Genomic DNA, 25,556 nt, shown 5'->3' with positions numbered 1-25,556 from the left:
TGTCAGGATTTGTGAATCTAATCACCCCTCAAATCGCGCAAACGCTTGCTATTTGTTCGGTTGTGGTAACAAATGCTTGTGCCGTTTGGAAATCATGATGATCAGCACCATCACCGGAATGCCGAGCAGGCTGGTGCCAATGAAGAAGCTGCTGTAGCCAAACTGCTCGACGAAGTGGCCGGAAAAACCTGCAAGCAATTTGGGCAGCAGCAGCATGATGGAGCTGAACAGCGCGTACTGAGTGGCCGAGAAGGCGACGTTGGTCAGGCTCGACAGATAGGTCACGAAGGCCGCCGTGGCGATCCCCGCGCTGAGGTTGTCCAGCGAGATGATCAGGGTCAGCAGCTCCAGATCGTGGCCAACCTGGTTGAGCAGGGCGAACAGCAGATTGGTGCTGGCGGTGAGCACGGCGCCGAGAAACAGGATGCGCAGGGTACCGAAGCGCATTACCAATACCCCCCCCAGGGCCGCCCCCACTAGCGTCATGATGACGCCATACACCTTGGTGATGGTGGCCACTTCCGTCTTGCTGAACTGCAAGTCCACATAGAAGCTGTTGGACATCACCCCCATCACCACATCCGAGATGCGATAGCAGGCGATGAGCCCGAGGATCAGCAGGGCGGAGCCGCCATGGCGGCGGAAGAAATCGGCAAAGGGACACCAGATCGCCTCATAGGTCCAGGCGCCCAGCCCGGCCAGGGTCTTGGGGCAGCCCCGCTCGAGCAGCAGCGCCTTGCGCTCCATTTGCTGCTCGTTCTGGCGATGGAGGTCGATATCCGGCTCGTGGCTGAGCAGTGTGGTGATGACGCCGAGGGACATGAGTCCCGCCATCAGCAAGTAGGTGAGCTGCCAGCCGCGGTAGTTATAACCGCTGTTGCTGCCAAGCCAGGCCGCCAGCGCCAGCGCGCCCGCCCCCGCCATGATCATCGCCAGCCGGTACCCCGTCATGTAGGAGGCAGCCATGGCCGCCTGCAGCCGCTCCGGTGCCGACTCGATGCGATAGGCATCGATGACGATGTCCTGGGTGGCGGAGAAGAAGGCCACCAGCAGGGCGAACAGGGCGAGCTGGGCGAGCTGGGTCTTGGGATCGCAGTAGGCCATGCCCACCAGGGAGAGGGCGACCAGCAGTTGGGAGAGCAGCATCCAGCTGCGGCGGCGCCCCAGCAGGCGGGAGAGCAGCGGCAGCGGCAGCCGGTCGACCAGCGGTGACCACACCCATTTAAAGCCGTAGGCCAGCGCCACCCAGCTCATGTAGCCGATGTCGGTCAGGCTGACATCGGCCTCACGAAGCCAGAAGGAGAGGGTGCCAAACACCAGCAGCAGCGGCAGGCCGGAGGAGAAGCCCATGGCAAACAGGGTGAGCACTCGCCCCTCCAGATAGACGGCGAGGGCATCTCGCCAACTGGTAAGGCGGCTTGGCGGGCGGAGAGTGTTCAAATGCCTGACTCCTCTGGGAAAAGGGGGTCATTTTGTCAGGTTCGCGGGGGATAGCCAAGGCAAGCCGAGTGCGGCCATCAGGATTTCAGGGGCGTGAGCCGATGCAATGAGGCGGGCAGGGGCCTTCCGCCGTGAGGAAGCTGGCGCAGGCCATCAGCTGCAAGCGCAGCCAGGCATGGGTGATGAGCTGTTGTTCGTCCCACTGATGCAGGCTGTGCAGCAGGTGCCAGAAGACGGCCTCCTGTGTGCTGGCCGGTTGCTTGTCGGGGATGTGAGGCAGGGTTTGCCAGTGGGAGAGGAGTTGCCAGCTCAGATCTTCCAGCTGTCGATAGGGCATTTCCCGCGCCAGAAAGTGGCGAACCGCCCGGGCCAGCGGGATGGCGTGTTGGGCTATGTAGTCGCGATAGATCACCGGAGCCTCCTTCTTTCTCCTCTGGGTCATGCCCCGGAAATGGGGTAAGGCCAGAGTATAGAAAGGGGCGCCGGCGATCTTGGCAGGGATGCGGCGGAATGTGATACGAACCCCGTTATTTGTCTGCCAGCAACACCACTTTTTTCAGGATGATGGGGCTGGTCGGCACGTCGTTGGCACGCAGGATGGAGCTGTAGCCCGTCTGTACCTGCGCCAGCTTGTCCAGCACCTCCATGCCCTGTACCACCTGGCCGAATACGGTGTAACCGGCGCCGGCATTGGCGTTGAGATTGTCGTTATCCACCAGGTTGAAGTAGAACTGGCGGGTGGCGCTGTCTACCGCCTGGGTGCGCGCCATGGCGATGCTGCCACGTTTGTTGGGCAGGCCGCCCCTGGACTCGTTCACCACGGGTTCGAAGGTCGGCAGTGGCTGGAATTGTTGATTGTATCCGCCCCCTTGCACCACGAAGTTCTGGATCACGCGGTGGAACAGACTGCCGTCATAGCTGCCATCCGCCACGTAACGCAGGAAGTTCTTCACCGTCTGCGGCGCCTGTTTGGGGGCCAGCTCGATCACGATGTTGCCGTGGTTGGTCTCCATCCTGACCTTGGGGCCAGCGAACGCCAGCGGGGCGATCAGCATGGCCAGTAACCAGAGTTTCTTCATCTATCTTTCCTCGCTCAGCTCGTTGGCTGGCCCTTGAGATAACCGCGCAGCGCCTCGTCTGCCATGATCTGCTGCAATAGACTGCCAAGCTGCTGGTTCAGGGTGGATTCCAGATCGGCCATGCTCGGCTCCCCCGGTTCTTCCTTGCTGGACGACATGTTGAACTGCTTGGTCAGCTTGTTGCCCTGGAAGTCGGCGATCACCTGCAGGCTGACCCTGGACTTGGTGACGTAGGTGAAGGTTTTCTCCTCCACGTTGACGGCGGCGGTGGAGATGGCCAGGGTCAGGTTGGTGGTGCCGCTGTTGCCTACTTCCAGCCCCTGGCTGCGCAGGCCTTCTGCCAGCTTCTCGGCCAGCAGGTTGTTGAGGGGCTGCTCACTGTTGACCAGCACGGCGGCCTTCTCTTTCTTCTTGATGGAGAAGACATAGGCGGCTTCACGCTTGTCCACCCCTTCCATGGTGATCCTGTTGCCGGAGTAGTACTGCTGGTTGGAGGGGATGACCTGCGGATTGAGCATGGCGGTCTCCGGCCAGTGAGTGGCACAACCACCCAGCATCAGGGCGGCCAGCAGCAAGAGTGACTTTTTCATCGTGGGTTTCCTTTAGCTTTATCTTTAGCGTTTGATGGCTTTCAAAATAACGAATTTGCTGTTCGACGCAACCACTTGTGCGTTGGCAAACAAGCGCTTGAGTTTGTTGTGATAGTCCAGATGGCGGTTGCCTACTATCCAGAGTTCCCCCCCCTGAGGCAACACCCTGTGCGCATCGGTGAACATCTGCCAGGCGATGTGATCCGTGATCGCCTGCAACTGATGGAAGGGGGGGTTGCAGAGGATCCGATCCGCCGTCCCCACCGCCACGTCGTCGAGACAGTTGTTGACCATGAAGTGGGCGCGGGGCAGGGCATCCGGCAGATTGTGCTCGACGTTCAGCCGCGCCGAGGCGACCGCCATATAGGATTCATCGATGAAGGTCACCTCCACCTCGCTGTCCCGTGCCAGCAGCGCCAGCCCCAGCACGCCGTTGCCACAGCCGAGGTCTATCACCTTGCGCGCGCTATGGATCGGTAAATTATCCAGCATAAAGCGGGCGCCGATATCCAGGCTGGTGCGGGAGAAGACGTTGGCGTGGTTGTGGATGAGCATGTCGGTGCCCTCCAGCGGCCAGACCGTCGGGAAGGGGTTGTCCGGCGCCGGGCGCTCGGCCGCGTCGTCAATGATGCAATAAATGAGGCGCGCCTTCTTCCAGGCGAGCGAGGTTCTGGTCGCTCCCAGGTATTTCTCGAACAGCTTGAGGGTCGAGCTATGGATATCTTTTGCCTTACCGGCGGCCAGGATGCGGGTCGCCGGTGTCACCACCTGGCGCAGCGCCAGCAGCTGTTGTTCCAGCAACGCCTGGTATTTGGAGACCTTGATCACCACCAGCGCGGGGGCTGCGGGCAATGGCGCCAGCGCATCCTGCAGGGAGACCTGTGCGGGATCCAGCTCGTTCTCGATCAGATTGGCCAGGATGGCCCGCTCGCTGATATAGGAGTCGCTCACACAGATGGGCGCATGAGCGTGCAGGTAGGCGGCCAGGGCGCCGAAGCCATCGTTCATGATGATGACGGGGCCGTCCTGCTCGAGCGGCGCCTCTGCGAGCTCGTTGATCAGGTACTCGTCCGCCGCATCCCAGGCCTGCAGGGGATCCTGGCTCTGCCGCGGGTAACGATAGAGGGTCAGGCGACAATGGGCCGTGTCGAGCAGGGTTTGCATAAGAGAGAGTCCAACCTGTTGCGAAGAGAGGTGCCCACCGGGTGTTGCCTGGCGGACAAATAAAGTGGCGCTATTCTAGCGGCGGCAAAGAATTTCACCAGCCTGGTGCACCTCTGAACACCGCCCAATTTCCCACGGGGTTGATGTATCCGGCGCGCAACCCTGGCTACAATGGCCACATATCCATCGAGGGAGTTTTTACCGTGAGCATGCAACAACAGATCGAGGCCAAGCTGGCCGCCGCCTTGTCCCCCAGTCACCTTGAGGTGATCAACGAGAGCTACATGCACAGGGTGGAGCCGGGCTCCGAGAGCCACTTCAAGGTGATAGTGGTGAGTCAGGCATTCGAGGGTCAGCGCCTGCTGGGGCGTCATCGTCAGGTCAATGGAGTGCTGGCCGAAGAATTGGCTGGGGCTATCCATGCATTGGCGCTGCATACCTATACCGACGCTGAATGGCAGCAACGGGAACAGGCCCCCAAGACGCCGAGTTGTGTCAGCAAATCCCCCTTCGCCTGAGCTCCTTTACCTTTTAATTACTTAATCCTCGACCAGTTAACAAATTACCTACATTTCCAATTCCCAGATGCCTGGAAGTTGGAGAGAGCGGGCCTGGATGAGGATTATTTTTTCTAATCAATGGTTTCCTCTCCCTCAAAGTACCCCTATTGGGGTATTTGAGTGAAAAATCCTTTAAAACCACGGGTTACAACGACGGACCACAAATATTCATTAGAGGTTAATTTTGTGATAGCGCGGGGGTTTTCCCCATTTTGCGTGGCGACGAACTTGCCGAAGGTGGTAAACTCAAGCGCTTTTGAATGAACCTGTATGTTGCTGATTTGTTTGTTTTCCCGACAATTTGTCGCGACCTTGACGGGCTCATTCAACAACTCGTCGGGATCTGTTCCCGGCGCCAACCTGTCTTCCCTTAACGGTAGTGCAAGTGAGTATGATTACAATTAAAAGAGGACTGGACATCCCCGTGCTGGGTGCTCCGGAGCAAGTAATCTACGATGGCCCGGCCATCACCCGTGTTGCTACACTCGGCGAAGAGTTCGTGGGGATGCGTCCTACTATGTTCGTCAAAGTAGGTGATCGCGTCATTAAAGGTCAGGAGCTCTTCGAAGATAAGAAGAATCCCGGCGTTAAATTCACGGCCCCTGCCACCGGTGTGGTTTCTGAGATCAACCGTGGTGCCAAGCGTGTTCTGCAATCTGTTGTCATCGACATCGATGGCTCCGACGAGCAGGTAACCTTTGAACACTTTGCGTCTGCCGAGCTGGCACAGCTCGAGCGCAGCAAGGTGCAGGAGATCCTGGTCGCATCAGGTCAGTGGACCGCATTGCGTACCCGTCCATTCAGCAAGGTGCCGGCCGTGGGCTCTGCCCCACGTGCCATCTTCGTCACCGCCATGGACACCAACCCGCTGGCTGCCAATGCCGAGCTCATCATCAAGGAACAGGCCCAGGCCTTCCTCGATGGCCTGGCCGTGCTGAGCCGCCTGACCGATGGCAGCGTCCACGTCTGCAAGGGTGAAGGCAGTCTGCCGCACTCCAACCTGGCGCAAGTCAAGGAAGCCGTGTTTGTCGGCCCGCATCCCGCCGGTCTGCCTGGCACCCATATCCACTTCCTGGATCCGGTTGGCAGCAAGAAGGTGCAGTGGCACATCAACTATCAGGATGTGATCGCCTACGGCAAGCTGTTCACCACGGGTCAGATCTTCACCGAGAAGGTGATCGCCCTGGCCGGTCCGAACGTGGTCAAGCCACGCCTGCTGCGCACCCGCATGGGCGCCTGCATCAGCCAGCTGACCAACAACGAGCTGCGCGCGGATGAAAACCGTGTCATCTCCGGTTCCATCCTGAGTGGTGCCAAGGCCGAAGGGGTCCATGACTACCTGGGTCGTTACCACAATCAGGTGAGCGTGCTGGGCGAAGGCCGTGAGAAAGAGTTCCTGGGTTGGGTCAATCCCAGCGCCGACAAGTTCTCCATCACCCGTACCACCCTCTCTCATCTGATGAAGGGCAAACTCATCAACTTCACTACCACCACCAACGGTAGTGATCGCTCCATGGTGCCTATCGGCAACTATGAGCGCGTGATGCCGCTCGACATCCTGCCGACCCTGCTGCTGCGGGATCTGGTCTCCGGCGACACCGACAGCGCACAGTCGCTCGGCTGCCTGGAGCTGGATGAGGAAGATCTGGCGCTCTGTACCTTCGTCTGCCCCGGCAAGACAGAGTACGGCCCAGTCTTGCGTGAGTGCCTGGCCAAGATAGAACTGGAAGGTTAAGCGATGAGTTTCAAGCAACTTCTTGAAAATTTGGAACATCACTTCGAGCCGGGTGGCAAGTACGCCAAGTACTATGCCCTGTTCGAGGCGGCGTATACCCTGTTTTATACCCCCGGGTCCGTGACCCGCAATGCTGCCCACGTCCGTGATGCGATCGATCTGAAACGCATGATGATCATGGTGTGGCTGGCCGTGTTCCCGGCCATGTTCTGGGGCATGTTCAACGTCGGCAACCAGTCCATCGCCGCCATTGCCCATCTGGGCAGCGCGGCCGGTGCCGATACCTGGCAATACACCATCGCGACCCTGCTGGGTGCCTCGCTGGATCCGGCCGTGGCCGGCATCGGCAGCAAGATGCTGATCGGTGCGGCCCACTTCCTGCCCATCTACCTGACCGTGTTCCTGGTCGGTGGCTTCTGGGAAGTGCTGTTCGCCATGGTGCGCAAGCACGAGATCAACGAAGGCTTCTTCGTGACCTCCATCCTGTTCGCCCTGATAGTGCCGCCCGAGCTGCCCCTGTGGCAAGCCGCGCTCGGCATCACCTTCGGTGTGGTGCTGGCCAAGGAAGTGTTCGGTGGTACCGGCAAGAACTTCCTGAACCCGGCCCTGGCGGGTCGTGCGTTCCTGTTCTTCGCCTACCCCGGTCAGATCTCCGGCGATGCCGTCTGGGTGGCCGTTGACGGCTATTCAGGCGCGACCGCGCTGAGCCAGTGGGCCCAGGGCGGCCAGATGGCGCTGATCAACGGTGCCACCGGCGACGCCATCAGCTGGATGGATGCCTTCCTGGGGAACCTGCCGGGTTCCATCGGTGAAGTCTCCACCCTGATGATCCTCATAGGTGCGGCCATGATCGTCTACATGCGGATCGCCTCCTGGCGCATCATCGCCGGTGTGATGATCGGCATGGTGGCCACCTCACTGCTGTTCAACGTCATAGGTTCCGACACCAACCCCATGTTCAACATGCCGTGGCACTGGCATCTGGTGCTGGGCGGCTTCGCCTTTGGTATGGCTTTCATGGCGACCGATCCGGTCTCCGCCGCCTTTACCAACAAGGGCAAGTGGTGGTACGGCGCCCTCATCGGCGTCATGGTAGTGCTGATCCGGGTAGTGAACCCCGCGTTCCCGGAAGGCATGATGTTGGCCATTCTGTTTGCTAACCTGTTTGCCCCCTTGTTTGACCATTTCGTGGCGCAGGCGAACATCAAGCGGAGGATCGCACGTGGCGTTTAATAAAGACTCAACCATCGGCACCCTCACCGTGGTGACCGGTCTGTGTCTGGTCTGTTCCATCGTGGTCTCCGTGGCCGCCGTGGGGCTGCGCCCGGCTCAGCTGGAAAACAGGGCGCTGGACAAGCAAAGCAACATCCTGTCCGTTGCCGGTGTCGATGTCAGCTCCGTGGCCAAGCGTGATCTGGCCCAGCTGTATGGCAACAAGATTGAAGCGCGCCTGGTCGACCTGACCACAGGTGAGTTCGTTGACGGCGATGCCGACAACTTCGACACCAAGCTGGCGGCGAAGGATCCGGCCAAGAACATCCGTCTGGCCCCGGCCGACGACAAGGCTGGCCTGCGCCAGATCTCCAGGCTGGTGCCGGTGTTCTTCGCGAAGGATGCAGAGGGCAAGGTCGACAACATCATACTGCCGGTCTACGGCCAGGGTCTGTGGTCCACCATGTACGCCTTCGTGGCGGTCGCGGCCGATGGCCAGACCATCAAGGGCATCACCTACTATGACCACGGCGAAACACCGGGTCTGGGCGGCGAGATCGAGAATCCGGCCTGGCGTGAACTGTTCGTCGGCAAGAAGCTGTTCGATCAAGACGGTCAGCCCGCACTGCGAGTGATCAAGGGGCATGCTCCGGCTGGTTCCGAGCATGACATCGATGGCCTGTCCGGCGCGACCCTGACCGGCAATGGCGTACAGCACACGTTTGACTTCTGGATGGGACCCAAGGGCTTTGGTCCTTTCCTGGCCAAGGTTCGTGCAGGAGAAATCAACAATGGCTGACAAGAGCGAAATGAAAAAATTGCTGTTGACGCCTGTGCTCGGCAACAACCCCATCGCCTTGCAGGTGCTGGGTGTCTGTTCCGCGCTGGCCGTTACCAGCCAGATGAAGACGGCGTTCGTGATGACGCTGGCCGTTACCGCGGTCACCGCCTTCTCCAACCTGTTCATCTCCCTGATCCGCAATCAGATCCCGAACAGCGTGCGGATCATCGCCCAGATGGCGGTGATTGCCTCGCTGGTTATCGTGGTTGACCAGGTGCTCAAGGCCTATGCCTATGACATCTCCAAGCAACTGTCGGTGTTCGTGGGCCTGATCATCACCAACTGCATCGTGATGGGTCGTGCCGAAGCCTACGCCATGAAGAGCGCCCCGCTGCCCTCCTTCCTGGACGGTATCGGCAACGGTCTGGGTTACGGCGCCGTGCTGCTGGTCGTGGCCACCGTGCGTGAAATCCTGGGCTCCGGCACCTGGTTCGGTATCGAGCTGCTGCCGCTGGTGAACAATGGTGGCTGGTATGTGCCTAACGGCCTGCTGCTGCTGCCGCCGAGTGCATTCTTCATCATTGGTCTGATCATCTGGGGCGTTCGCACCAAGGATCCCAAGCAGGTGGAGGCAAAGGATTAAGGTATGGAACACTATCTGAGTCTGTTGATTCGTTCGATCTTCATCGAAAACCTGGCGCTCTCCTTCTTCCTGGGGATGTGTACCTTCCTGGCGGTGTCCAAGAAGGTCAAGACGGCCATGGGTCTGGGTATCGCCGTCATTGTGGTACAGACCGTGGCCGTGCCGGCCAACAACCTGATCTACAACTACGTCCTGAAAGATGGCGCCCTGGTGTCCGGCCTGGATCTGAGCTTCCTGAGCTTCATCACCTTCATCGGGGTGATCGCGGCGCTGGTGCAGATCCTGGAGATGGCGCTGGACAAGTATTTCCCTGCGCTCTACAACGCCCTGGGTATCTTCCTGCCGCTCATCACCGTGAACTGCGCCATCTTCGGTGGCGTCTCCTTCATGGTGCAACGTGACTACAACTTCGTGGAGTCTGTGGTCTATGGCGTGGGCTCGGGTGCCGGTTGGATGCTGGCCATCGTGGCGATGGCAGGGATCCGCGAGAAGATGAAGTACTCCGATGTCCCCGAAGGCCTGCGTGGTCTGGGCATCACCTTCATCACCGCGGGTCTGATGGCGCTGGGCTTCATGTCCTTCTCTGGTATTTCCCTGTAATCGGAAAGGAAATATAGATGGAAATTATTCTGGGTGTGGTCATGTTCACCGTGATCCTGCTGGCCCTGGTAGCAGTCATTCTGTTCGCCAAGTCCAAGCTGGTGACCGCCGGTGACGTGACAATCAGCATCAACGGCGACCCGGCCAAGGCTGTCACCAGCCCGGCGGGTGGCAAGCTGCTCGGCGTGTTGGCCGGCAGCGGTATCTTCGTCTCCTCCGCCTGTGGCGGCGGTGGCTCCTGTGGTCAGTGCAAGGTGCGGGTGAAGGCCGGCGGCGGCGATATTCTGCCGACCGAGCTCGATCACATCAGCAAGGGCGAGGCCCGTCACGGCGAGCGTCTGGCCTGTCAGGTCACTGTGCGTGGCGACATGGACATCGAGCTGCCGGAAGAGATCTTCGGGGTGAAGAAGTGGGACTGTACCGTCATCTCCAATGACAACAAGGCCACCTTCATCAAGGAACTCAAGCTGCAGATCCCGGACGGCGAGAGCGTGCCGTTCCGCGCCGGTGGTTATATCCAGATCGAAGCCCCTGCACATCATGTGCACTACAAAAACTTCGATATTCCAGAGGAATATCGCGGGGATTGGGATCGCTTCAAGATCTTCGAACTGGAGTCCAAGGTAGACGAGCCGATCATTCGTGCTTACTCCATGGCCAACTATCCGGAAGAGTTCGGCATCATCATGCTGAACGTGCGGATCGCGACCCCACCGCCCAGCAACTGGACCGCCCCTCCCGGTCAGATGTCTTCCTACATCTTCAACCTCAAGGCGGGTGACAAGGTGACCATCTCCGGTCCCTTCGGCGAGTTCTTCGCCAAGGACACCGACGCCGAGATGGTGTTCGTCGGCGGTGGTGCAGGCATGGCGCCGATGCGCTCCCACATCTTCGATCAGCTGCGTCGCCTGAAGACCAAGCGCAAGATGAGCTTCTGGTACGGTGCCCGTTCCAAGCGCGAGATGTTCTACGTCGAAGACTTCGATATGCTGGCCGCCGAGAACGACAACTTCCAGTGGCACGTCGCCCTGTCCGATCCGCAACCGGAAGACAACTGGGATGGCTACACCGGCTTCATCCACAACGTGTTGTTCGAGAACTATCTCAAGAACCACGAGGCGCCGGAAGATTGCGAGTTCTACATGTGTGGACCTCCCGTCATGAACGCTGCCGTCATTAACATGCTGAAAAACCTCGGTGTTGAAGACGAAAATATCCTCCTGGATGACTTTGGTGGTTAATCCATGCACAGTGTTGTAAAGACTTGGCTAGCCTTCGGGCTAGCTTTTTTCATGACGGCTTGTGGTCAGGAAGCGGTTAAAGCCAACCCCGAGACGCACATCACCGGCAGCACCATGGGCACCTACTACTCCATCAAGGTGGCGGACGGTGCCGCCCCGGATGCGGCCAAGCTGCAGGCCGAGATCGATGTGCTGCTGGAGCGGGTCAACGATCAGATGTCGACCTACCGACCGGACTCCGAGCTGTCGCGCTTCAACCAGCACAAGGGGCCGACCCCTGTGGTGGTCTCCCGCGACACCGCGCGGGTGGTGACCGAGGCCATTCACATCGGCCGCGAGAGCCGCGGTGCGCTGGACGTGACCGTGGGTCCCCTGGTCAATCTGTGGGGCTTCGGGCCGGATGCCAAGCCGACCAAGGTGCCGTCCGATGAGTTGATCAGCCAGACTCGCCAGAAGACCGGGCTCGGCAACCTGCACGTCCTGACCTCCGCCGACGCGGACACCCTGCAAAAAGACATCCCGGATCTCTACGTGGATCTCTCCGCCATCGCCAAGGGCTTCGGGGTGGACAAGGTGGCCGAGTACCTGGAATCCCTGGGGTCGCGCAACTACCTGGTGGAGATCGGCGGTGAGCTGCGCATCAGTGGCGTCAACGGGAAGGGCCACCCCTGGCGCGTCGCCATCGAGAAGCCGACCGCCAACGCCGGCTCGGTGCAAGAGGTGATCCTGCCGGGGGCCAATGGCGTAGCCACCTCGGGTGAGTATCGCAACTACTACGAGATGGATGGCAAGCGCTTCTCCCACACCATAGATCCGGTGACGGGCAAGCCTATCCAGCATCGTATGGTATCGGTGACCGTGATCCATCCCTCCTGCATGACCGCAGACGGCTTGGCGACCGTGTTCATGGTGATGGGGCCCGAGAAGAGCCTGGCCTATGCCAAGGAGCGGGGCATCGCGATCTTCACCATCACCAAGACGGACGAGGGATTCGAGGAAGCCTACTCGGATGCCTTCAAACCCTATTTAGTGAAAAAGTAAGGGGTCATGACATGCAGATTTTTCTGATTACCTTCGGGGTATTTCTGGCGGTGGTGGTGGCCATGGCCATTGGTTACATCTTCCAGAAGAAGACCATCTCCGGCTCCTGTGGCGGCCTGGGCACCATCGGGATCGAAAAGGAGTGTGATTGCCCTGAGCCCTGCGACAACCGCAAGAAGAAGATGGCCAAGGCCGAGGCCCGTCGCAAGATGCTGACCGAGAACCGCATCATCTGACTCTGCGCTGGTCACGGATGCCTGATGCAAGCGAGCCGACCCATGTGTTGAATCAAGGGTCGGCTCGCTTTTTTATGGCCTCAGTAGTCGTATTGCTGGCAGGACTTCTTGCGAAATTCGACCTTCCAGCGCGCCAGCTCCTCCTTGGTATTCAGCTCGTCCCCTTTCTTGATGGCTTTCTCCAGCACCTCGATGCGCTTGAACAGCCAGCTGCATTCGGCGGTCGGATGATCCTTGGCCATGCCGAGCAGCGGTAGCAGGCAGAGCCCCAGCCAGATTGCCTTCATCTCTCTCCTCCTTGAGTCTCATAGTGACGGTGCCTTAGGAGTCTATGTGCAAGCCACACCCGCCGTGACTGGCAGAAATAGCAGGGCTGGGGTAGCATGGGGCAGGTAACTGTTCATATATACAGTGATATGCGCAAGATCATTCACATCGACATGGACTGCTTCTTCGCCGCGGTGGAGATGCGGGACAACCCGGCCCTGCGGGAGGTGCCGCTGGCCATCGGCGGTTCCTCGGACAGGCGCGGCGTCATCTCCACCTGCAACTACGTGGCGCGCCGCTTCGGGGTACGCTCCGCCATGCCGAGTGCCCTGGCCATGAAGCTCTGCCCGCCGCTGGTACTCATCCCCGGCCGGATGGCCGTCTACAAGGAGGTCTCACGCCAGCTGCGCGCCATCTTCCTGCGCTACACGGAGCTGGTGGAGCCGCTCTCCCTCGATGAGGCCTACCTCGACGTCACCGACAGCCCCCATTGCGGCGGCAGTGCCACTCTGATGGCGGCCGAGATCCGCGCCGCCATCGTCAGCGAGCTGGGGCTGACCGCCTCGGCCGGGGTGGCACCGAACAAGTTTCTGGCCAAGCTCGCCTCCGAACAGCGCAAGCCCGACGGCCTGTTCGTGATAACGCCGGGCGAGGTGGATGAGTTCGTGCGCCAACTGCCCCTCGGCAAGCTGCCCGGCATCGGCCGCAAGACCGCAGAGCGGCTGGAGTCCCAGGGGCTCTATTCCTGCGAGGATGCCAGGGCCATCAGCCGCGAAGAGTTGATCGCCCGCTTCGGCAAGCTGGGGGAGATGCTGACCGGACGTATCTGGGGACATGATGAGCAGCCGGTCCAGGCCGAGCGGGTGCGCAAGACTGTCGGGGTGGAGACCACGCTCGCCAGCGATGTGCTGGATGAAGATGCCTGCTGGCGGGTGCTGAGCCAGCTCATCCCGGAGCTGGAGTTGCGCTTCGCCCGGGCCTGTCCCGCCGAGGCGCTGATGGGGCAGGGGATCAAGCTGAAGTTTGCCGATTTTCAGCAGACCACCGTCTATCGACGGGGTGGCTATCAGGCCGGGTTGTTCCACGATCTGCTGCACGAGGGGTTACAACGGGCTCAAGGAAAACCCATTCGCCTGTTGGGTCTGGTGGTGGGCCTGCCCGGTGCCGGGGAAATCAACCAACTTAGTCTGGATCTCAGCTGATTTAGTTAAGTTTTTGTATCCGAAACCGATACAGATGATCACATCTGTAGACGTTAGGAAATCATGCATGAGTGCTCTCTCTGTTCAGGGACGGATCACCCTGATCGCCGGTTGTTGTCTCTTGGCCAGTGCCGGTGCACTGGTTGCCTCATCCCTCTTCAATGCGGCCCGCATGCAGGAGCAAGTGCGCACCTCCACCACCCTGGAGGCGCAGCACGCGGCAGAAAACTGGATGCAGGCCATGGGCGCCACCCAGGCGGCCAGGGTGACCAGCTACCTCGATGAGGCCTACTTCAGGGTCACCCTGCTGGCCGAGGGCATTCTGTTTCAGCGCAAGAATGCGGCCGACAACTTCGTCCACTCCGAGGCGCTGCGTGGCGCCGTGAACCAGCAGCTGCAGGATGCGGCGGAGTCGTCGGACAATCTGCTCGGGGTCTATGGCATCTTCGAACCGAACCAGCTCGACGGGGAGGACGAAAACTACCAGGGCTCGACGGCGCTCGGGGCCAACGACAAGGGGCGCTTCTCCAGCTACTGGGCCAGGGTCGATGGCAAGGTGACGCTGGAAGTCATGGACGAAGCGACGCTGGCCGACGACAAGCCGGCCGCCAACGGCGGCGCCAAGAACGACTGGTACAAGTGCAGCATTCGCACCGGCGCGCTCTGCCTGCTCGAGCCCTATCTCGACGAGGTCGGCACCCAGGAGGTTCTGATGACCTCGGTCACCGCCCCCCTGCGGGATCAGGGCAAGCTGCTCGGCATGGTCGGGGTCGATATCTCGCTGGCCAGGCTGCAGACCCTGGTGCTGGAGATGGACAAGGCTCTCTACGGCGGGCAAGGCAAGGTGCTGCTGCTCAGCCACGAGGGCCGGGTGGCCGGGGTCGAGGGGTTCAAGATCCCCCTTGGCAACACCCTGGGCCAGCAGGAGCAAGGGCTGGCGGCGGATCTGAATGGCTGGCTCGCGAAAGGGGAGCTGGTCGCCCGCTGGAGCCCCGACGGCGCTTTGCTGCAGACCTTCGTGCCGGTCAGCATGCGCGGCACCGATCACAAGTGGGGCATCTATATCGAGCTGCCCCGCGCCGTGGTGCTCGCCTCCGCCTTGCAGTTGCAGGGGGATCTCGAGGATCAGGCCCAGCGCAGCGTGGTGACGCAGCTGCTCATCGGCGGCGCCATCTCGTTGCTGGGGCTGCTCTGCATCTGGCTGATGGCGCAGCGCATCGTCGCGCCTATCCGTGCCATGGTGGCCCGCCTCAAGGACATCGCCAGCGGTGAGGGGGATCTGACCCAGCGCATCGTTCTGCAGCGGGACGACGAGATCGGCGAGCTGGCCAGGTGGTTCAACAACTTCCTGGACAAGCTGCAGTCCACCATCAGCCAGGTGATCGATACCGTGGCGGGCACCAGAGCCAGCGCCGTGCTGGCGGCGCACGGGGCCGAGCGCACCAGCGCCGGCATGCAGGCCCAATATCAGGAGGTGGACCTGGTGGCGACCGCGTTCGAGGAGCTCAGTGCCACCGCCCTGCAGGTCGCGGGCAACGCCAGCTCGGCGGTGAACGCAGCCAATCAGGCCGACACGGCGGCCCAGGAGGGCAAGTCCGTGGTGGCGGACACGCAAGCGGCCATGTCCCGACTGATGACGGTCATCAGCGATGCCAAGCCGGTGGTGGAGCGCCTGGCCGCCAACAGCGACAACATCAACGACATCCTCGCCGTCATTCAGGGCATCGCCGAGCAGACCAACCTGTTGGCGCTCAATGCGGCCATTGAGGCGGCGCGGGCCGGTGAGCAGGGGCGCGGCTTCGCGGTGGTGGCGGACGAGGTACGCAACCTGGCCGGTCGCACCCAGAATGCCATCGTCGAGATCCAGACCCTGATCGGCCAGCTGCAGTCGGGCACCGAGGCGGTGGTCAAGGCGATCATGACGGGCCACAGTCAGGCCGATGTGACGCTTACCAAAGTGGAGCTGTCGGTCAGCGTGCTGGAGCAGATCATCCATGCGGTGGCCACCATCCACCAGATGAACGAGCAGATCGCCCGGGCGGCCCAGGAGCAGAGCGGGGTGGCGGACGAGATCAACCGCAACGTCAGCAACATCCGCGATGTGAGCCACACCATCAGGGCCGAGGCGGCGACGTCCGCTGAAAACGGGCGCGAGTTGTCGCAGCTGGCGGACAAGCAGCAGCAACTGGTGGGACAGTTCAGGGTGTAGGGATGAGAAAAAAGGCGCCATCCAACCGGAGGCGCCAAACACATTCAGATGACAGACTGGGTTAAATCGGTCCGATTTAGCCCTTTCTTCCCGCAGAGGAAGAAACACAACACCACAATCTTTGCCGGCCCACTCACAAAAATCACATGTAAACCAACATGGAAGAAAAAGTGTGAGCCATATGGCAACGAATTGCGTGGCGAATTATGTTTATTCACTGGTCGGCCCGCAACCGACAATTTATAATGCGCACCATTAGAAAAACTCATCGTCGGCCGATCCCATGTCTCGTCGTTTACCCCCGCTCAATGCACTGAAGGCCTTTGAAGCCGCGGCTCGTCACTTAAGCTTCACCCGGGCTGCGGAAGAGCTGTTCGTGACGCAGGCCGCCATCAGCCACCAGATCAAGGCGCTGGAAGAGTATCTCGGCATCAAGCTGTTTCGCCGCAAGAACCGCTCTCTGCTGTTGACCGAGGAGGGGCAGAGTTACTTCCTCGACATCAAGGACATCTTCGCCTCCATCTCGGAGGCGACCGACAAGCTGCTGGCGCGCAGCGCCAAGGGGGCGCTCACTGTCAGCCTGCAGCCGAGCTTTGCCATTCAGTGGCTGGTGCCCCGGCTGGTGAGGTTCAGCGAGCGTCATCCGGACATAGACGTGCGGATCAAGGCGGTGGATCTGGATGAGGGATCGCTGACCGACGACGTGGACGTGGCCATCTATTACGGCCGCGGCAATTGGCCGGGACTGCGCTGCGACAAGTTGCACACCGAATACCTGATCCCGGTCTGCGCCCCGCTGCTGCTGACGGGCCCCAAGCCGCTGCGCACGCCGGAGGACCTGACTCGTCACACCCTGCTGCACGACACCTCCCGCCGCGACTGGAAGGCCTGGTTCCGCCAGCTCGACATCGATGCGCCGAACGTCAATCAGGGGCCCATCTTCAGCCACTCGACCATGGTGATCCAGGCGGCGATCCACGGCCAGGGCGTCGCGCTCGGCCACAGTGTGCTGGCCCAGCCCGAGATCGAAGCGGGACGGCTCATCTGCCCGTTCGAGCAGGTGCTGGTCAGCAAGAACGCCTTCTATCTGGTGTGCCAGGAGCAGCAGTCCGATCAGGGCAAGATAGTGGCTTTCCGTGACTGGATGCTGGAGCTGGTGGAGCAGGAAGAGGCTCGTCGCCGGGCACGGCTCGCCGATGCATGAGGCCTGAGGGGCGGAAGCGATTGGGTGAGAGAGGACATCATGACTGAGGTGATAAGGGAGGGGGCGAGCGACGCCCCCGCTCGCATTCTGCTGGCCCACGGCGCCGGTGCTGGCATGGAACATGCCTTCCTCGCAGAACTGTCACGGCTGTTGGCGGGGCCGCAGATCGAGGTGGTGCGTTTCAACTTTCCTTACATGAGCAAGCGTGCCCTGGATGGCAAGCGCAGGCCGCCGGACCGGCAGCCGGTGTTGCTCGATCATTGGCGCGAGCGGGTGCGGGAATTTGCCCACCCCCGGCTGTTTGTGGCGGGCAAGTCCATGGGCGGGCGCATGGCCGCCGAGATCTGTGATGAGATGAATGCTGCAGGATTGCTCATTCTCGGGTATCCTTTCCACCCCCCGGCCAAGCCCGACAGCTGGCGGGGCGAGGTGCTCAAGCAAGTCAAGACGCCAACCCTGCTGTTGCAGGGGGAGCGCGACACCTTCGGTACCCGCGCCGAACTGGCCGATTTCCCCTTCTCACCCGCTGTATCGGTCCACTGGCTGACCGATGGCGATCATGGCTTCAAGCCACGAAAGGCGAGCGGCGTGAGCGAACAGGAGAATCTGCAGCAGGCGGCCGATCGGATGAGGGGTTTTATCGCCGAGGCCGGGGCCTGAGGGCCTTGGGCGAGACAACGAGGAGCTAAGGATGCAGATCCATCGAGATGTTCAGCGGCATTGGTTGGTGCTTGCCGGTTTCTTCGGCCTGACGGGCACCCTGCTGGGGGCCTACGGCGCCCATGGCCTGGCGGCGAGCGGCATCACGCCTGCGCTACTGGCGGCGTTCAATACCGCCGTGCAATATCAGTTTTTTCACGCACTGGCCCTGCTGGTGCTGGGTTGGTGCGGTGTGCGCGGCAAGGTTATCACCTTTGCCGGCACCGCCTTTGTGCTGGGGATCCTCGGGTTCTCCGGCAGTATTTATGCCATGGTGCTGTTCGGCAGCAAGGGGCTGGGGCTCATTACCCCAGCCGGTGGCCTCTGTTTTATGTTGGGATGGGCGGCTCTGATATGGGCTGGCTGTCGTCTTGGAGGAAAAAATGAATAATCTGCTGCTTTATTGCCGCCCCGGTTTTGAGAAAGAGGCGGCGGCAGAGATCACCGAGCGTGCCAGTAACATGCAGTGCTACGGCTTCGCCCGGGTCAAGGACGACAGCGGTTATGTGATTTTCGAGTTGTATGACGAGGAGCAGGCGGATCTGCTGGCCCGCAAGCTGCCGTTCAAGGAGCTGATCTTCATTCGCCAGATGCTGGTGGTGACCCATGAGCTGAAGGATCTGGATCTCTCCGATCGAATTTCCCCCATCCTGGAGGCGGCCGCCGGTTATACCATCTGCGGCGATCTGCGGGTGGAGACGGCCGACACCAACGAGGCGAAAGAGCTGTCGGCCTTCTGCCGCAAGTTCACCGTGCCGCTGCGCCAGGCGCTGCGCAGCAACGAGTTGCTGACCAAGAAGGAGACGCCGCACCGTCCGGTGTTCCACGCCTTCTTCATGGCCAACGATCACCTGCTGATCGGTTACTCCTATTCGTTCAACAACTCCGAATTCCACATGGGCATCCCGCGTCTGCGCTGCCCGGCGGACGCCCCGAGCCGCTCCAGCCTCAAGCTGGAAGAGGCCTTCTACGTATTCGTGCCACGGGAAGAGTGGGAACTGCGCCTCACCTCCGGCATGAAGGCGGTCGATCTGGGCGCTTGCCCGGGTGGCTGGACCTATCAGCTGGTGCGCCGCGGCATGATGGTGACCGCGGTGGACAACGGCTCCATGGCGCCCTCCCTGATGGAGACAGGCCAGGTCAGGCATATCCGTGATGATGGCTTCGTCTGGCGGCCCAGCAAGAAGAACATCTACTGGCTGGTGTGCGACATGGTGGAGAAGCCGGCGCGGGTGACCCACATGATCGCCGACTGGTTCCGCGAGAACGACTGCCAGGAGGCGATGTTCAACCTCAAGCTGCCGATGAAAAAGCGCTACGCCGAGGCGGTACACAATATCGAGGTGCTGCGTGGTCTGCTCAAGGAGATCGACAATGCGTTCGTGATCCAGGCCAAGCAGCTCTATCACGATCGCGAAGAGATCACGGTGCACGTCTACAACAAGTACTGGGTCTCCAAGCTGGAGCCCAAGGCGTAACTCGCAGAATAAAGCGCACGTCTACAGCAGTAGACCGGGTTTCCAAGCTGGAGCCCAGGGCGTAACTCGCAGAATAAAGCGCACGTCTACAGCAGTAGACCGGGTTTCCAAGCTGGAGCCCAGGGCGTAACTCGCAGAGTAAAGCGCACGTCTACAGCAGTAGACAGGGTCTCCAAGCTGGAGCCCAGGGCGTAACTCGCAGAGTAAAGCGCACGTCTACAGCAGTAGACCGGGTTTTCAAGCTGGAGCCCAAGGCGTAATAGCAGGGTTATCCCGGCTGTTGTCGCGGCATCAAAAAACCGGACGGGTTAACCCAGTCCGGTTTTTTGCATTTCAGACGGTTTAGAAACGGTAATCGAAGGTGACCTTGGACTCGTCATTCGTGACCTTGAGTTCCACCTGCAGGGGAATGGTCCTGTCGGTCGGGTTGAACTGCATCTTGACCCCGTCGCCCCTCAGCTTGATCGCGGTGTTGATGCCGCCGGCGTTGAACTTGATCCTGGGTTTGTGCTGTTCGAAGGAGAGGCTGACGCTCTTCTCGGCGGTGATATTCAGTTTCTGGTAGGGGGTGATGCTGCGGGCGCCGTTGCTGTCGGTCATGATGTCCACCCCGAAGGAGAGTTGTTTGGGGGCTTTAAGCAGGTCGTTGGTATTGATATTGGATTGCCAGACCTGCTTGGCCGGTTGTGCGCTCTGGGGCGGGGGGGTCAACCAGGCATTGTCGATGGGCCTGTCCAATGCCATGGCAGCGCTGCTGAATACCAGCAAGATGAACGTAGCACGCATAGTGGATCTCCTTATCCTCCTTATGAACATAGTATTCATCTGACAGGGGGGGTAGGGGGATCCGATATAAAACAAAGGGAGCCTAAGCTCCCTTTTAAAATCATGATGTTAGCTGTGATTTACAGACGGTCTATGATGGCCTGGGTAAATTCGCTGGTGGAGGCGGTGCCCCCCAGATCCCGGGTGACCCGATCGCCGGATTCGATGGTCGCACGCACCGCCTCGCGGATGCGCTCGGCCTTGTCCTGCATCCCCAGGTATTCCAGCATCTGGATGGCGGCGAGGATCACCGAGGTGGGGTTGGCGATGTTCTTGCCAGCGATGTCAGGCGCCGAGCCGTGCACCGCTTCGAAGATGGCGGCCCCTTCACCTATGTTGGCGCCGGGCGCCATGCCCAGCCCGCCCACCAGACCGGCGCACAGATCCGAAAGGATGTCACCGAACAGGTTGGTGGTGACCATCACATCGAAGCGCTCCGGGTACATCACCAGGTTCATGCAGGCGGCATCGACGATCATCTCTTCGTTCTGGATGTCCGGATAGCGGGCAGCCACTTCCCGCGCCACTTCCAGGAACAGGCCCGAGGTGGACTTGAGGATGTTGGCCTTGTGGATGATGGTGACCTTCTTGCGCCCTTCCTGGCGTGCCAGCTCGAAGGCGAAAGTGACGATGCGCTCGGCGCCGTCACGGGTGATGATGCTCATCGCCTCGGCGCTCTGGTTGTCATCACTGCGCTTCTGACCCGCACCCGAGTACATGCCTTCGGTGTTTTCACGCACCGTGATGATGTCGATGTTGTCGTAACGGCTCTTGGTGCCCTTGAAGGAGATGACCGGGCGCACGTTGGCGTAGAGGTTGAACTTCTTGCGCAGGGAGACGTTGATGGAGGTGAAGCCGCCGCCGACCGGAGTGGTGAGCGGGCCTTTCAGGCTGACCTTGTTCTTCTCAATCAGGTCGAGGGTGCTTTGCGGCAACAGCTCGCCGTGCTTCTCCAGTGCGACCAGACCGGCATCGGCATAGTCGTAGTCAAAATCACAACCGACGTGCTTGAGGATCTGGATGGCGGATTCGATGATGCTGGGGCCGATGCCGTCGCCCGGAATGACGGTAATCTTTCTTTTTGACATGAGGCGTATCCACTTCTAGGGGACAGAGGGGGAGGATTCGGCGGTTTTATACCATTTTTGCACCACATTCTCCATGTTTCTTTACATGTTTCCCATTTATGTCAACAGAAAGATGCGCGCAGGATGTGGGTTATGCTGGCCGCCTCACTCGGCCCTGTCCGGCTGGGGTGGATAGCGGATCTCCCGCAAGTTGAAACCCAGGGGGATATCCCGTTGCAGCCGCACCAGCCGCTGGGCCAGCAGTGCCTCATCTCTGTGCTGGCGCAGCTTGAGCAGGGGCTTAGCGGCGTCCTCCTGCTCGCAGGCGCTCAGCAGGGCGGCCAGGGTGCCGTGCTGCAACAGCAGCGTTGTGGCCGTCTTGGGGCCAATTCCCGGCACCCCCTTGATGTTGGAGCCGCCGATGCCGGTCAGGGCCCAGAAATCCACCAGTTGAGCCGGGGTCACGCCATATTGCTGCTGGACGAAGGCCGCATCCAGCCAGCGTTTGTTGAAATGGTCCCGGATCTGGATCTGCGGGCAGAGGAGCTGACAGAACCCCTTGTCGGTGGAGATGATGGTGGCCCTGGCGTCGTGCTGGGCAATTCCACTGGCTAACGTGGCGATAAGATCGTCCGCCTCGTCGGTCTGGGAGAGCAGGGCATCCACGCCGCACTCCCAGAAGGCATCCTGCAATTCGGCCAGCCCGTCGCGCAGCTCTTCTGGCATGGGGGTGCGTCCCTCCTTGTAGGCCGGGTAAATCTCCTTGCGCCAGCTGTGCACCTCCCCATCAAACACCGCGATGGCGTGGGTCGGCTCGCTGTTGGCCAGCAGCTTCTTGCAGGTGTTGATGAGGTTGGCGCGGGTGGCGATCAGCGCCTGAGCCGGGGTCAGCGCCTGCTGGACCTGGACCGCGTGCAGACGGCGGATGAGGTTGAGGGCATCGATGATAAGCAGCTGTGGCCTGGGGTTTTGCATGGAAGGGAGGGCTCCTGGCGGTCGGGACGGTCCATTGTAACAAGGGACGCGCGGCTTGCCGACAAAAGAGGAGGGGCCTCTTGGCCCCTCTCGTCATCATCTTCGGCTTGTGTTCCTGTGCCGCTGTTTATTTCACTATCTCGTAACAGGGGATGTACTGGGTGCCGGGCAGCTTCATCCGTTGCTGCTTGACGAAGCTCTCCAGCAGTCTGTCCATCAGGTGCATCAGCTCCTTGTCGCCGTGCAACTTGAACGGCCCCTTCTTCTCGATGGCGCGGATGCCCCCTTCCTTGACGTTGCCCGCGACTATGCCGGAGAAGGCGCGGCGCAGGTTGGCCGCCAGCAGCTGGGGCGGCTGGTTGCGGTGCAGATCCAGGCTGGCCATGCTGGCGTGATCCGGCTCGAACGGCAGCTGGAACTCCGGCTCTATCTTGAGGGACCAGTTGAAGGAGTAAGCATCCCCGACCGATTTGCGGTATTCGCGGATCTTGGGCATCGCCTCCTTCATGGCCCGGGCCACCTCCGGTGCATCGCCGATGATGATCCGGTAGAGGCGGGTGGCCGGTTCCCCCAGGGTGGCCTTGACGAAGTCGTCGATGGCGCGGAAGTAGTCGGCGCTCTCCTTGGGCCCGGTCAGGACGATGGGGATGGGTTGGCGTTCGTTGGCCGGGTGCATCATGATGCCGAGCAGATAGAGCAGCTCCTCGGCGGTGCCGACCCCACCCGGGAAGATGATGATGCCGTGACCCAGGCGCACGAAGGCCTCCAGTCGCTTCTCGATGTCCGGCAGTATCACCAGCTCGTTGACGATGGGGTTGGGGGGTTCGGCGGCGATGATGGAAGGCTCGGTCAGACCGATGTAGCGACCGTTGCGCACCCGTTGCTTGGCGTGGCCGACGGCCGCTCCCTTCATGGGGCCCTCCATGGCGCCCGGCCCGCAGCCGGTGCAGATGTTCAGCTCCCTCAGCCCAAGCTCACTGCCCACCGAGCGGGTGTACTGGTATTCGATCTCGTTGATGGAGTGACCGCCCCAGCAGACGATCAGGTTAGGATCCGCCCCCGGCAGGATCGCCTTGGCGTTGCGCAAGATGGCGAACACCACGTTGGAGATGTGGGTGGAGCTGGTCAGGTTGACCAGACGGTTCGACTCCAGCTGGGTCGAGACGTAGAGGATGTCCCGCAACACGGAGAACAGGTGCTCCTGAATGCCACGGATGATCTCGCCATCGACGAAGGCGTGCTCGGGGGCGTTGAACAGCTCGAGTTTGACTCCGCGTTCGCGCCGGATCACATGAATGTCGAAGGATTTGAAGCGCTCCAGTATCTCCTTGGAGCTGTCGGTGTGACTACCGGAGTTGAGCACCGCCAGCGAGCAGTTGCGAAACAGTTGATAGATATCGCTGGAGGCGGTCTGTTTGAGGCGGTCCACCTCGAGTTGAGACAGCAAGTCCATGCTGCCGACAGGATTGATGTGCGTAATCATAAGTTCCCCTTCACTCGTCTTGTTATCGTTGTGCTTTCCCTGGGGAGAAAACGGGATGCCGTGACATCCCTCGATTTCGATAGTAGAGGCAAGGGGTAGGGAAGGGGAATAGGGGGCGGGTGCGTTTGCGCGTTTTTTAGCCGTTGCTCAGGCCAGATTGACCTGATCCCGACCCAGGTGCTTGGAGCTGTAGAGTGCCTTGTCGGCGCGCTCAAACGCATCCGTGGTGTGGTCCCCCTCGCGAAACAGGGTGGCACCGATGGAGATGGTGATCTCGACCTTGGCATCCCGGAACCGGAACGGGATGCTCTTGATGGTCTGGCGCAGGTTCTCCAACGGCTTCTGGTACTTGTCCGGGTTGATGTTGGGCAGCAGCACCACGAACTCTTCACCGCCGAAGCGGGCGATAAAATCGGTGTCGCGCAGGGCGCTCTGCAGCGCCTTGGCGACCACCTTCAACGCCTTGTCGCCGGCCATGTGGCCGTAGTTGTCGTTGATGTTCTTGAAGTGATCGATGTCGATGATGGCCAGACAGAGAGGGGTGCTGTAACGCAGCCAGCGCTTGTATTCGAGCTCGAGCCGCTCGTCGAGCGCCGCCCGGTTGTGCACCTGGGTCAGGCTGTCGAGGAACAGCTTGTGCTTTTGAATGGTGAGCCGCTTCTTGTACTCGGCGGTCTCCTCCTTCATCAGCCGCAGCTTGGCCTCCATGTTGGACAGATGGGTTAGCAGGTGACGCTCACGGCCGGCCATGGCCTCCCTGTCCTGCTGCAGGCGGCGAATGGCGTCCACGTGGCAGCAGATGGTGTCTTTCAGAACGATGGAGGAGTCATGGGTGATCAGGGTGCGATCGATGGCCTCGAGCTCCCGTGTCAGCGCCTGGTCGCTGAGGTGGGTGGCATTTTGCAACGCCCGCCCCTCGTCGAGGGATTCGGTGAAGTTGAAATGGACGGCGGACAGACTCTCGTTGAGGGTGCTGAGGAAGGCCTGGGACGATTTGCGCTCCTCCCGGGTGCCCTCGATGATGAGTTCGATGATCTGCAGGCAGATCTCGGCCAGCAGCTGCGGCGTGATGCCGGTGAGCAACTGGCGGCGGATGTCCGCCAGGCTCTCGCCGACGGCGCCGGCGAAGTCGAGCTCGGTGATGAGTCGCTGCAATTCGTCGGCGATCTGGGCATGGGCCTTGACGTCAAACGAGGCGGCCACCTCCGACGGAGCCAGATCCGTGCCGGTCAGCCGGGGTGGTGGCTGGCTGAGCAGGGGCTGGGTCGGCAGCAGCTGGATCTTGATGGCCTGCTGGTAGAACTCCAGCAGACGGATCACCTTCTTCTGGTGATCGCCAATGCCATAGCCTTCGGGGCTGGCGAGAAACTCTTTGAGCGAGCGACGACTATCGTCCGGGAAGCCTTTGAGGGACTTGAGCTGCTTGCTGCCGAGTTCGATGGCGGCCCGGGTCAGGCCGATGGACTCTTCCAGCGCATTGCCGTGTTGCTGCAACAGCTTCTCGATGACGGCCAGATCCCCGTCGAGGGACGAGAGCGGAGGATTGCCATCGAGTTTCTGCTTGAGCTTGGCGAGGCGGCTGTCCAGCTCGCGGTCGTGACCACGGCAGGCCTGCATCAGCTTGCCGATAAACTGGACGCTACGGGTACGTTCAGCATCGGAGAACGTGGCCATGCCCTCGAGCTCCTGCTGTTTTTGCTGAAGGGATTCCCTGAGTCTTGCCAGTTGTCCTGTTACGGCAGCGATATCATTCATTGTTCAGGTCGCCCTGTTGTCATTATCGTTTTTGTGTCGTCCCGCAACAGTAAGCCAATGAAAGACCCCG

Annotated in this window: 26 protein-coding genes; 15 read left to right on the top strand and 11 right to left on the bottom strand. The window is 60.7% G+C overall.

Translation table 11 applies throughout. The features are described 5' to 3' along the window. Positions 1 to 48: 48 nt before the first annotated feature. The 5 genes from MM194_RS04395 to MM194_RS04375 form a co-directional block, all read right to left on the bottom strand. Positions 49 to 1,440: an MFS transporter gene (locus MM194_RS04395; RefSeq protein ID WP_241342788.1), complete on the bottom strand. Its 1,392-nt coding sequence runs from the start codon at positions 1,438 to 1,440 to the stop codon at positions 49 to 51. Between the two features lie 85 nt (positions 1,441 to 1,525). After that, positions 1,526 to 1,852: a hypothetical protein gene (locus MM194_RS04390; RefSeq protein ID WP_241342787.1), complete on the bottom strand. Its 327-nt coding sequence runs from the start codon at positions 1,850 to 1,852 to the stop codon at positions 1,526 to 1,528. 115 nt (positions 1,853 to 1,967) lie between these two features. Then, positions 1,968 to 2,519 carry a peptidylprolyl isomerase gene (locus tag MM194_RS04385; RefSeq protein WP_033132097.1) on the bottom strand — a complete coding sequence of 184 codons (552 nt, stop codon included), beginning with the start codon at positions 2,517 to 2,519 and terminating at the stop codon, positions 1,968 to 1,970. A gap of 14 nt (positions 2,520 to 2,533) precedes the next feature. After that, positions 2,534 to 3,109 carry a YajG family lipoprotein gene (locus MM194_RS04380; protein ID WP_033132098.1) on the bottom strand — a complete coding sequence of 192 codons (576 nt, stop codon included), beginning with the start codon at positions 3,107 to 3,109 and terminating at the stop codon, positions 2,534 to 2,536. 24 nt (positions 3,110 to 3,133) lie between these two features. Continuing rightward, the gene (locus MM194_RS04375; RefSeq protein ID WP_241342786.1) at positions 3,134 to 4,273 is read right to left on the bottom strand and encodes a methyltransferase; all 1,140 of its coding nucleotides are present in this window, start codon (positions 4,271 to 4,273) and stop codon (positions 3,134 to 3,136) included. Positions 4,274 to 4,482: 209 nt separating this feature from the next. Here MM194_RS04375 and MM194_RS04370 point away from each other — a divergent pair, with 209 nt between their 5' ends. The 9 genes from MM194_RS04370 to nqrM all read left to right on the top strand — a co-directional run bounded on the left by MM194_RS04370 (position 4,483) and on the right by nqrM (position 12,322). Beyond that, the gene (locus tag MM194_RS04370) at positions 4,483 to 4,791 is read left to right on the top strand and encodes a BolA/IbaG family iron-sulfur metabolism protein (protein ID WP_033132134.1); all 309 of its coding nucleotides are present in this window, start codon (positions 4,483 to 4,485) and stop codon (positions 4,789 to 4,791) included. 433 nt (positions 4,792 to 5,224) lie between these two features. Continuing rightward, positions 5,225 to 6,568, top strand: a complete 1,344-nt coding sequence (locus MM194_RS04365) for a Na(+)-translocating NADH-quinone reductase subunit A (protein WP_033132100.1) — start codon at positions 5,225 to 5,227, stop codon at positions 6,566 to 6,568. A gap of 3 nt (positions 6,569 to 6,571) precedes the next feature. Then, the gene (locus tag MM194_RS04360; RefSeq protein ID WP_033132101.1) at positions 6,572 to 7,801 is read left to right on the top strand and encodes an NADH:ubiquinone reductase (Na(+)-transporting) subunit B; all 1,230 of its coding nucleotides are present in this window, start codon (positions 6,572 to 6,574) and stop codon (positions 7,799 to 7,801) included. Then, a complete protein-coding gene (locus tag MM194_RS04355; RefSeq protein WP_033132102.1) occupies positions 7,791 to 8,579 on the top strand; it encodes a Na(+)-translocating NADH-quinone reductase subunit C in 789 nt (262 codons plus the stop codon). Before MM194_RS04360 ends, MM194_RS04355 begins: the two co-directional genes overlap by 11 nt. Further along, positions 8,572 to 9,204 (top strand): NADH:ubiquinone reductase (Na(+)-transporting) subunit D, encoded by a 633-nt coding sequence (locus MM194_RS04350; RefSeq protein ID WP_005330711.1) that lies wholly within the window; start codon positions 8,572 to 8,574, stop codon positions 9,202 to 9,204. Before MM194_RS04355 ends, MM194_RS04350 begins: the two co-directional genes overlap by 8 nt. A 3-nt stretch (positions 9,205 to 9,207) precedes the next feature. Beyond that, positions 9,208 to 9,804: an NADH:ubiquinone reductase (Na(+)-transporting) subunit E gene (gene nqrE, locus MM194_RS04345; protein ID WP_005330713.1), complete on the top strand. Its 597-nt coding sequence runs from the start codon at positions 9,208 to 9,210 to the stop codon at positions 9,802 to 9,804. 17 nt (positions 9,805 to 9,821) lie between these two features. Further along, positions 9,822 to 11,045 (top strand): NADH:ubiquinone reductase (Na(+)-transporting) subunit F, encoded by a 1,224-nt coding sequence (nqrF, locus tag MM194_RS04340; RefSeq protein WP_033132103.1) that lies wholly within the window; start codon positions 9,822 to 9,824, stop codon positions 11,043 to 11,045. Between the two features lie 3 nt (positions 11,046 to 11,048). Beyond that, complete coding sequence (locus tag MM194_RS04335) at positions 11,049 to 12,086, top strand: FAD:protein FMN transferase (protein ID WP_241342785.1); 1,038 nt, start codon at positions 11,049 to 11,051, stop codon at positions 12,084 to 12,086. Between the two features lie 11 nt (positions 12,087 to 12,097). Next, positions 12,098 to 12,322 (top strand): (Na+)-NQR maturation NqrM, encoded by a 225-nt coding sequence (gene nqrM / locus MM194_RS04330; protein WP_033132105.1) that lies wholly within the window; start codon positions 12,098 to 12,100, stop codon positions 12,320 to 12,322. 80 nt (positions 12,323 to 12,402) lie between these two features. On the opposite strand, the gene MM194_RS04325 is transcribed toward nqrM, so the two are convergent. Then, positions 12,403 to 12,609: a hypothetical protein gene (locus tag MM194_RS04325; RefSeq protein WP_241342784.1), complete on the bottom strand. Its 207-nt coding sequence runs from the start codon at positions 12,607 to 12,609 to the stop codon at positions 12,403 to 12,405. Between the two features lie 129 nt (positions 12,610 to 12,738). Here MM194_RS04325 and dinB point away from each other — a divergent pair, with 129 nt between their 5' ends. The 6 genes from dinB to rlmM all read left to right on the top strand — a co-directional run bounded on the left by dinB (position 12,739) and on the right by rlmM (position 19,381). Next, entirely contained in the window at positions 12,739 to 13,791 is a 1,053-nt protein-coding gene (gene dinB / locus MM194_RS04320) for a DNA polymerase IV (protein ID WP_033132107.1), read from the top strand. A gap of 67 nt (positions 13,792 to 13,858) precedes the next feature. Beyond that, a complete protein-coding gene (locus tag MM194_RS04315; protein WP_241342782.1) occupies positions 13,859 to 16,000 on the top strand; it encodes a methyl-accepting chemotaxis protein in 2,142 nt (713 codons plus the stop codon). 283 nt (positions 16,001 to 16,283) lie between these two features. Then, positions 16,284 to 17,204 (top strand): transcriptional regulator GcvA, encoded by a 921-nt coding sequence (locus MM194_RS04310; protein ID WP_241342781.1) that lies wholly within the window; start codon positions 16,284 to 16,286, stop codon positions 17,202 to 17,204. A 39-nt stretch (positions 17,205 to 17,243) separates the two neighbouring features. Continuing rightward, a complete protein-coding gene (locus tag MM194_RS04305) occupies positions 17,244 to 17,864 on the top strand; it encodes an alpha/beta fold hydrolase (protein WP_033132110.1) in 621 nt (206 codons plus the stop codon). Between the two features lie 31 nt (positions 17,865 to 17,895). Further along, entirely contained in the window at positions 17,896 to 18,294 is a 399-nt protein-coding gene (locus MM194_RS04300) for a DUF423 domain-containing protein (protein WP_033132111.1), read from the top strand. Further along, positions 18,287 to 19,381, top strand: a complete 1,095-nt coding sequence (gene rlmM / locus MM194_RS04295; RefSeq protein ID WP_033132112.1) for a 23S rRNA (cytidine(2498)-2'-O)-methyltransferase RlmM — start codon at positions 18,287 to 18,289, stop codon at positions 19,379 to 19,381. Before MM194_RS04300 ends, rlmM begins: the two co-directional genes overlap by 8 nt. A 342-nt stretch (positions 19,382 to 19,723) precedes the next feature. On the opposite strand, the gene MM194_RS04290 is transcribed toward rlmM, so the two are convergent. From MM194_RS04290 to MM194_RS04270, 5 genes are all read right to left on the bottom strand, one after another. Then, the gene (locus MM194_RS04290) at positions 19,724 to 20,167 is read right to left on the bottom strand and encodes a hypothetical protein (RefSeq protein WP_033132113.1); all 444 of its coding nucleotides are present in this window, start codon (positions 20,165 to 20,167) and stop codon (positions 19,724 to 19,726) included. Positions 20,168 to 20,286: 119 nt separating this feature from the next. After that, positions 20,287 to 21,294: an isocitrate dehydrogenase gene (locus MM194_RS04285; protein WP_033132114.1), complete on the bottom strand. Its 1,008-nt coding sequence runs from the start codon at positions 21,292 to 21,294 to the stop codon at positions 20,287 to 20,289. A 144-nt stretch (positions 21,295 to 21,438) separates the two neighbouring features. Beyond that, positions 21,439 to 22,248 (bottom strand): flap endonuclease Xni, encoded by an 810-nt coding sequence (gene xni, locus MM194_RS04280; RefSeq protein ID WP_241342779.1) that lies wholly within the window; start codon positions 22,246 to 22,248, stop codon positions 21,439 to 21,441. A gap of 127 nt (positions 22,249 to 22,375) precedes the next feature. After that, the gene (ppnN, locus tag MM194_RS04275) at positions 22,376 to 23,731 is read right to left on the bottom strand and encodes a nucleotide 5'-monophosphate nucleosidase PpnN (RefSeq protein ID WP_033132116.1); all 1,356 of its coding nucleotides are present in this window, start codon (positions 23,729 to 23,731) and stop codon (positions 22,376 to 22,378) included. A 147-nt stretch (positions 23,732 to 23,878) separates the two neighbouring features. Next, complete coding sequence (locus MM194_RS04270; protein ID WP_241342778.1) at positions 23,879 to 25,486, bottom strand: GGDEF domain-containing protein; 1,608 nt, start codon at positions 25,484 to 25,486, stop codon at positions 23,879 to 23,881. Positions 25,487 to 25,556: the final 70 nt, after the last annotated feature.

It is taken from the genome of Aeromonas sp. MR16 (genome assembly GCF_022549315.1).
GTDB lineage: Bacteria > Pseudomonadota > Gammaproteobacteria > Enterobacterales > Aeromonadaceae > Aeromonas > Aeromonas aquatica.
The sequence above is the reverse complement of the archived record's forward strand: the minus strand, read 5'-3'. Positions and strand labels throughout refer to the sequence as shown.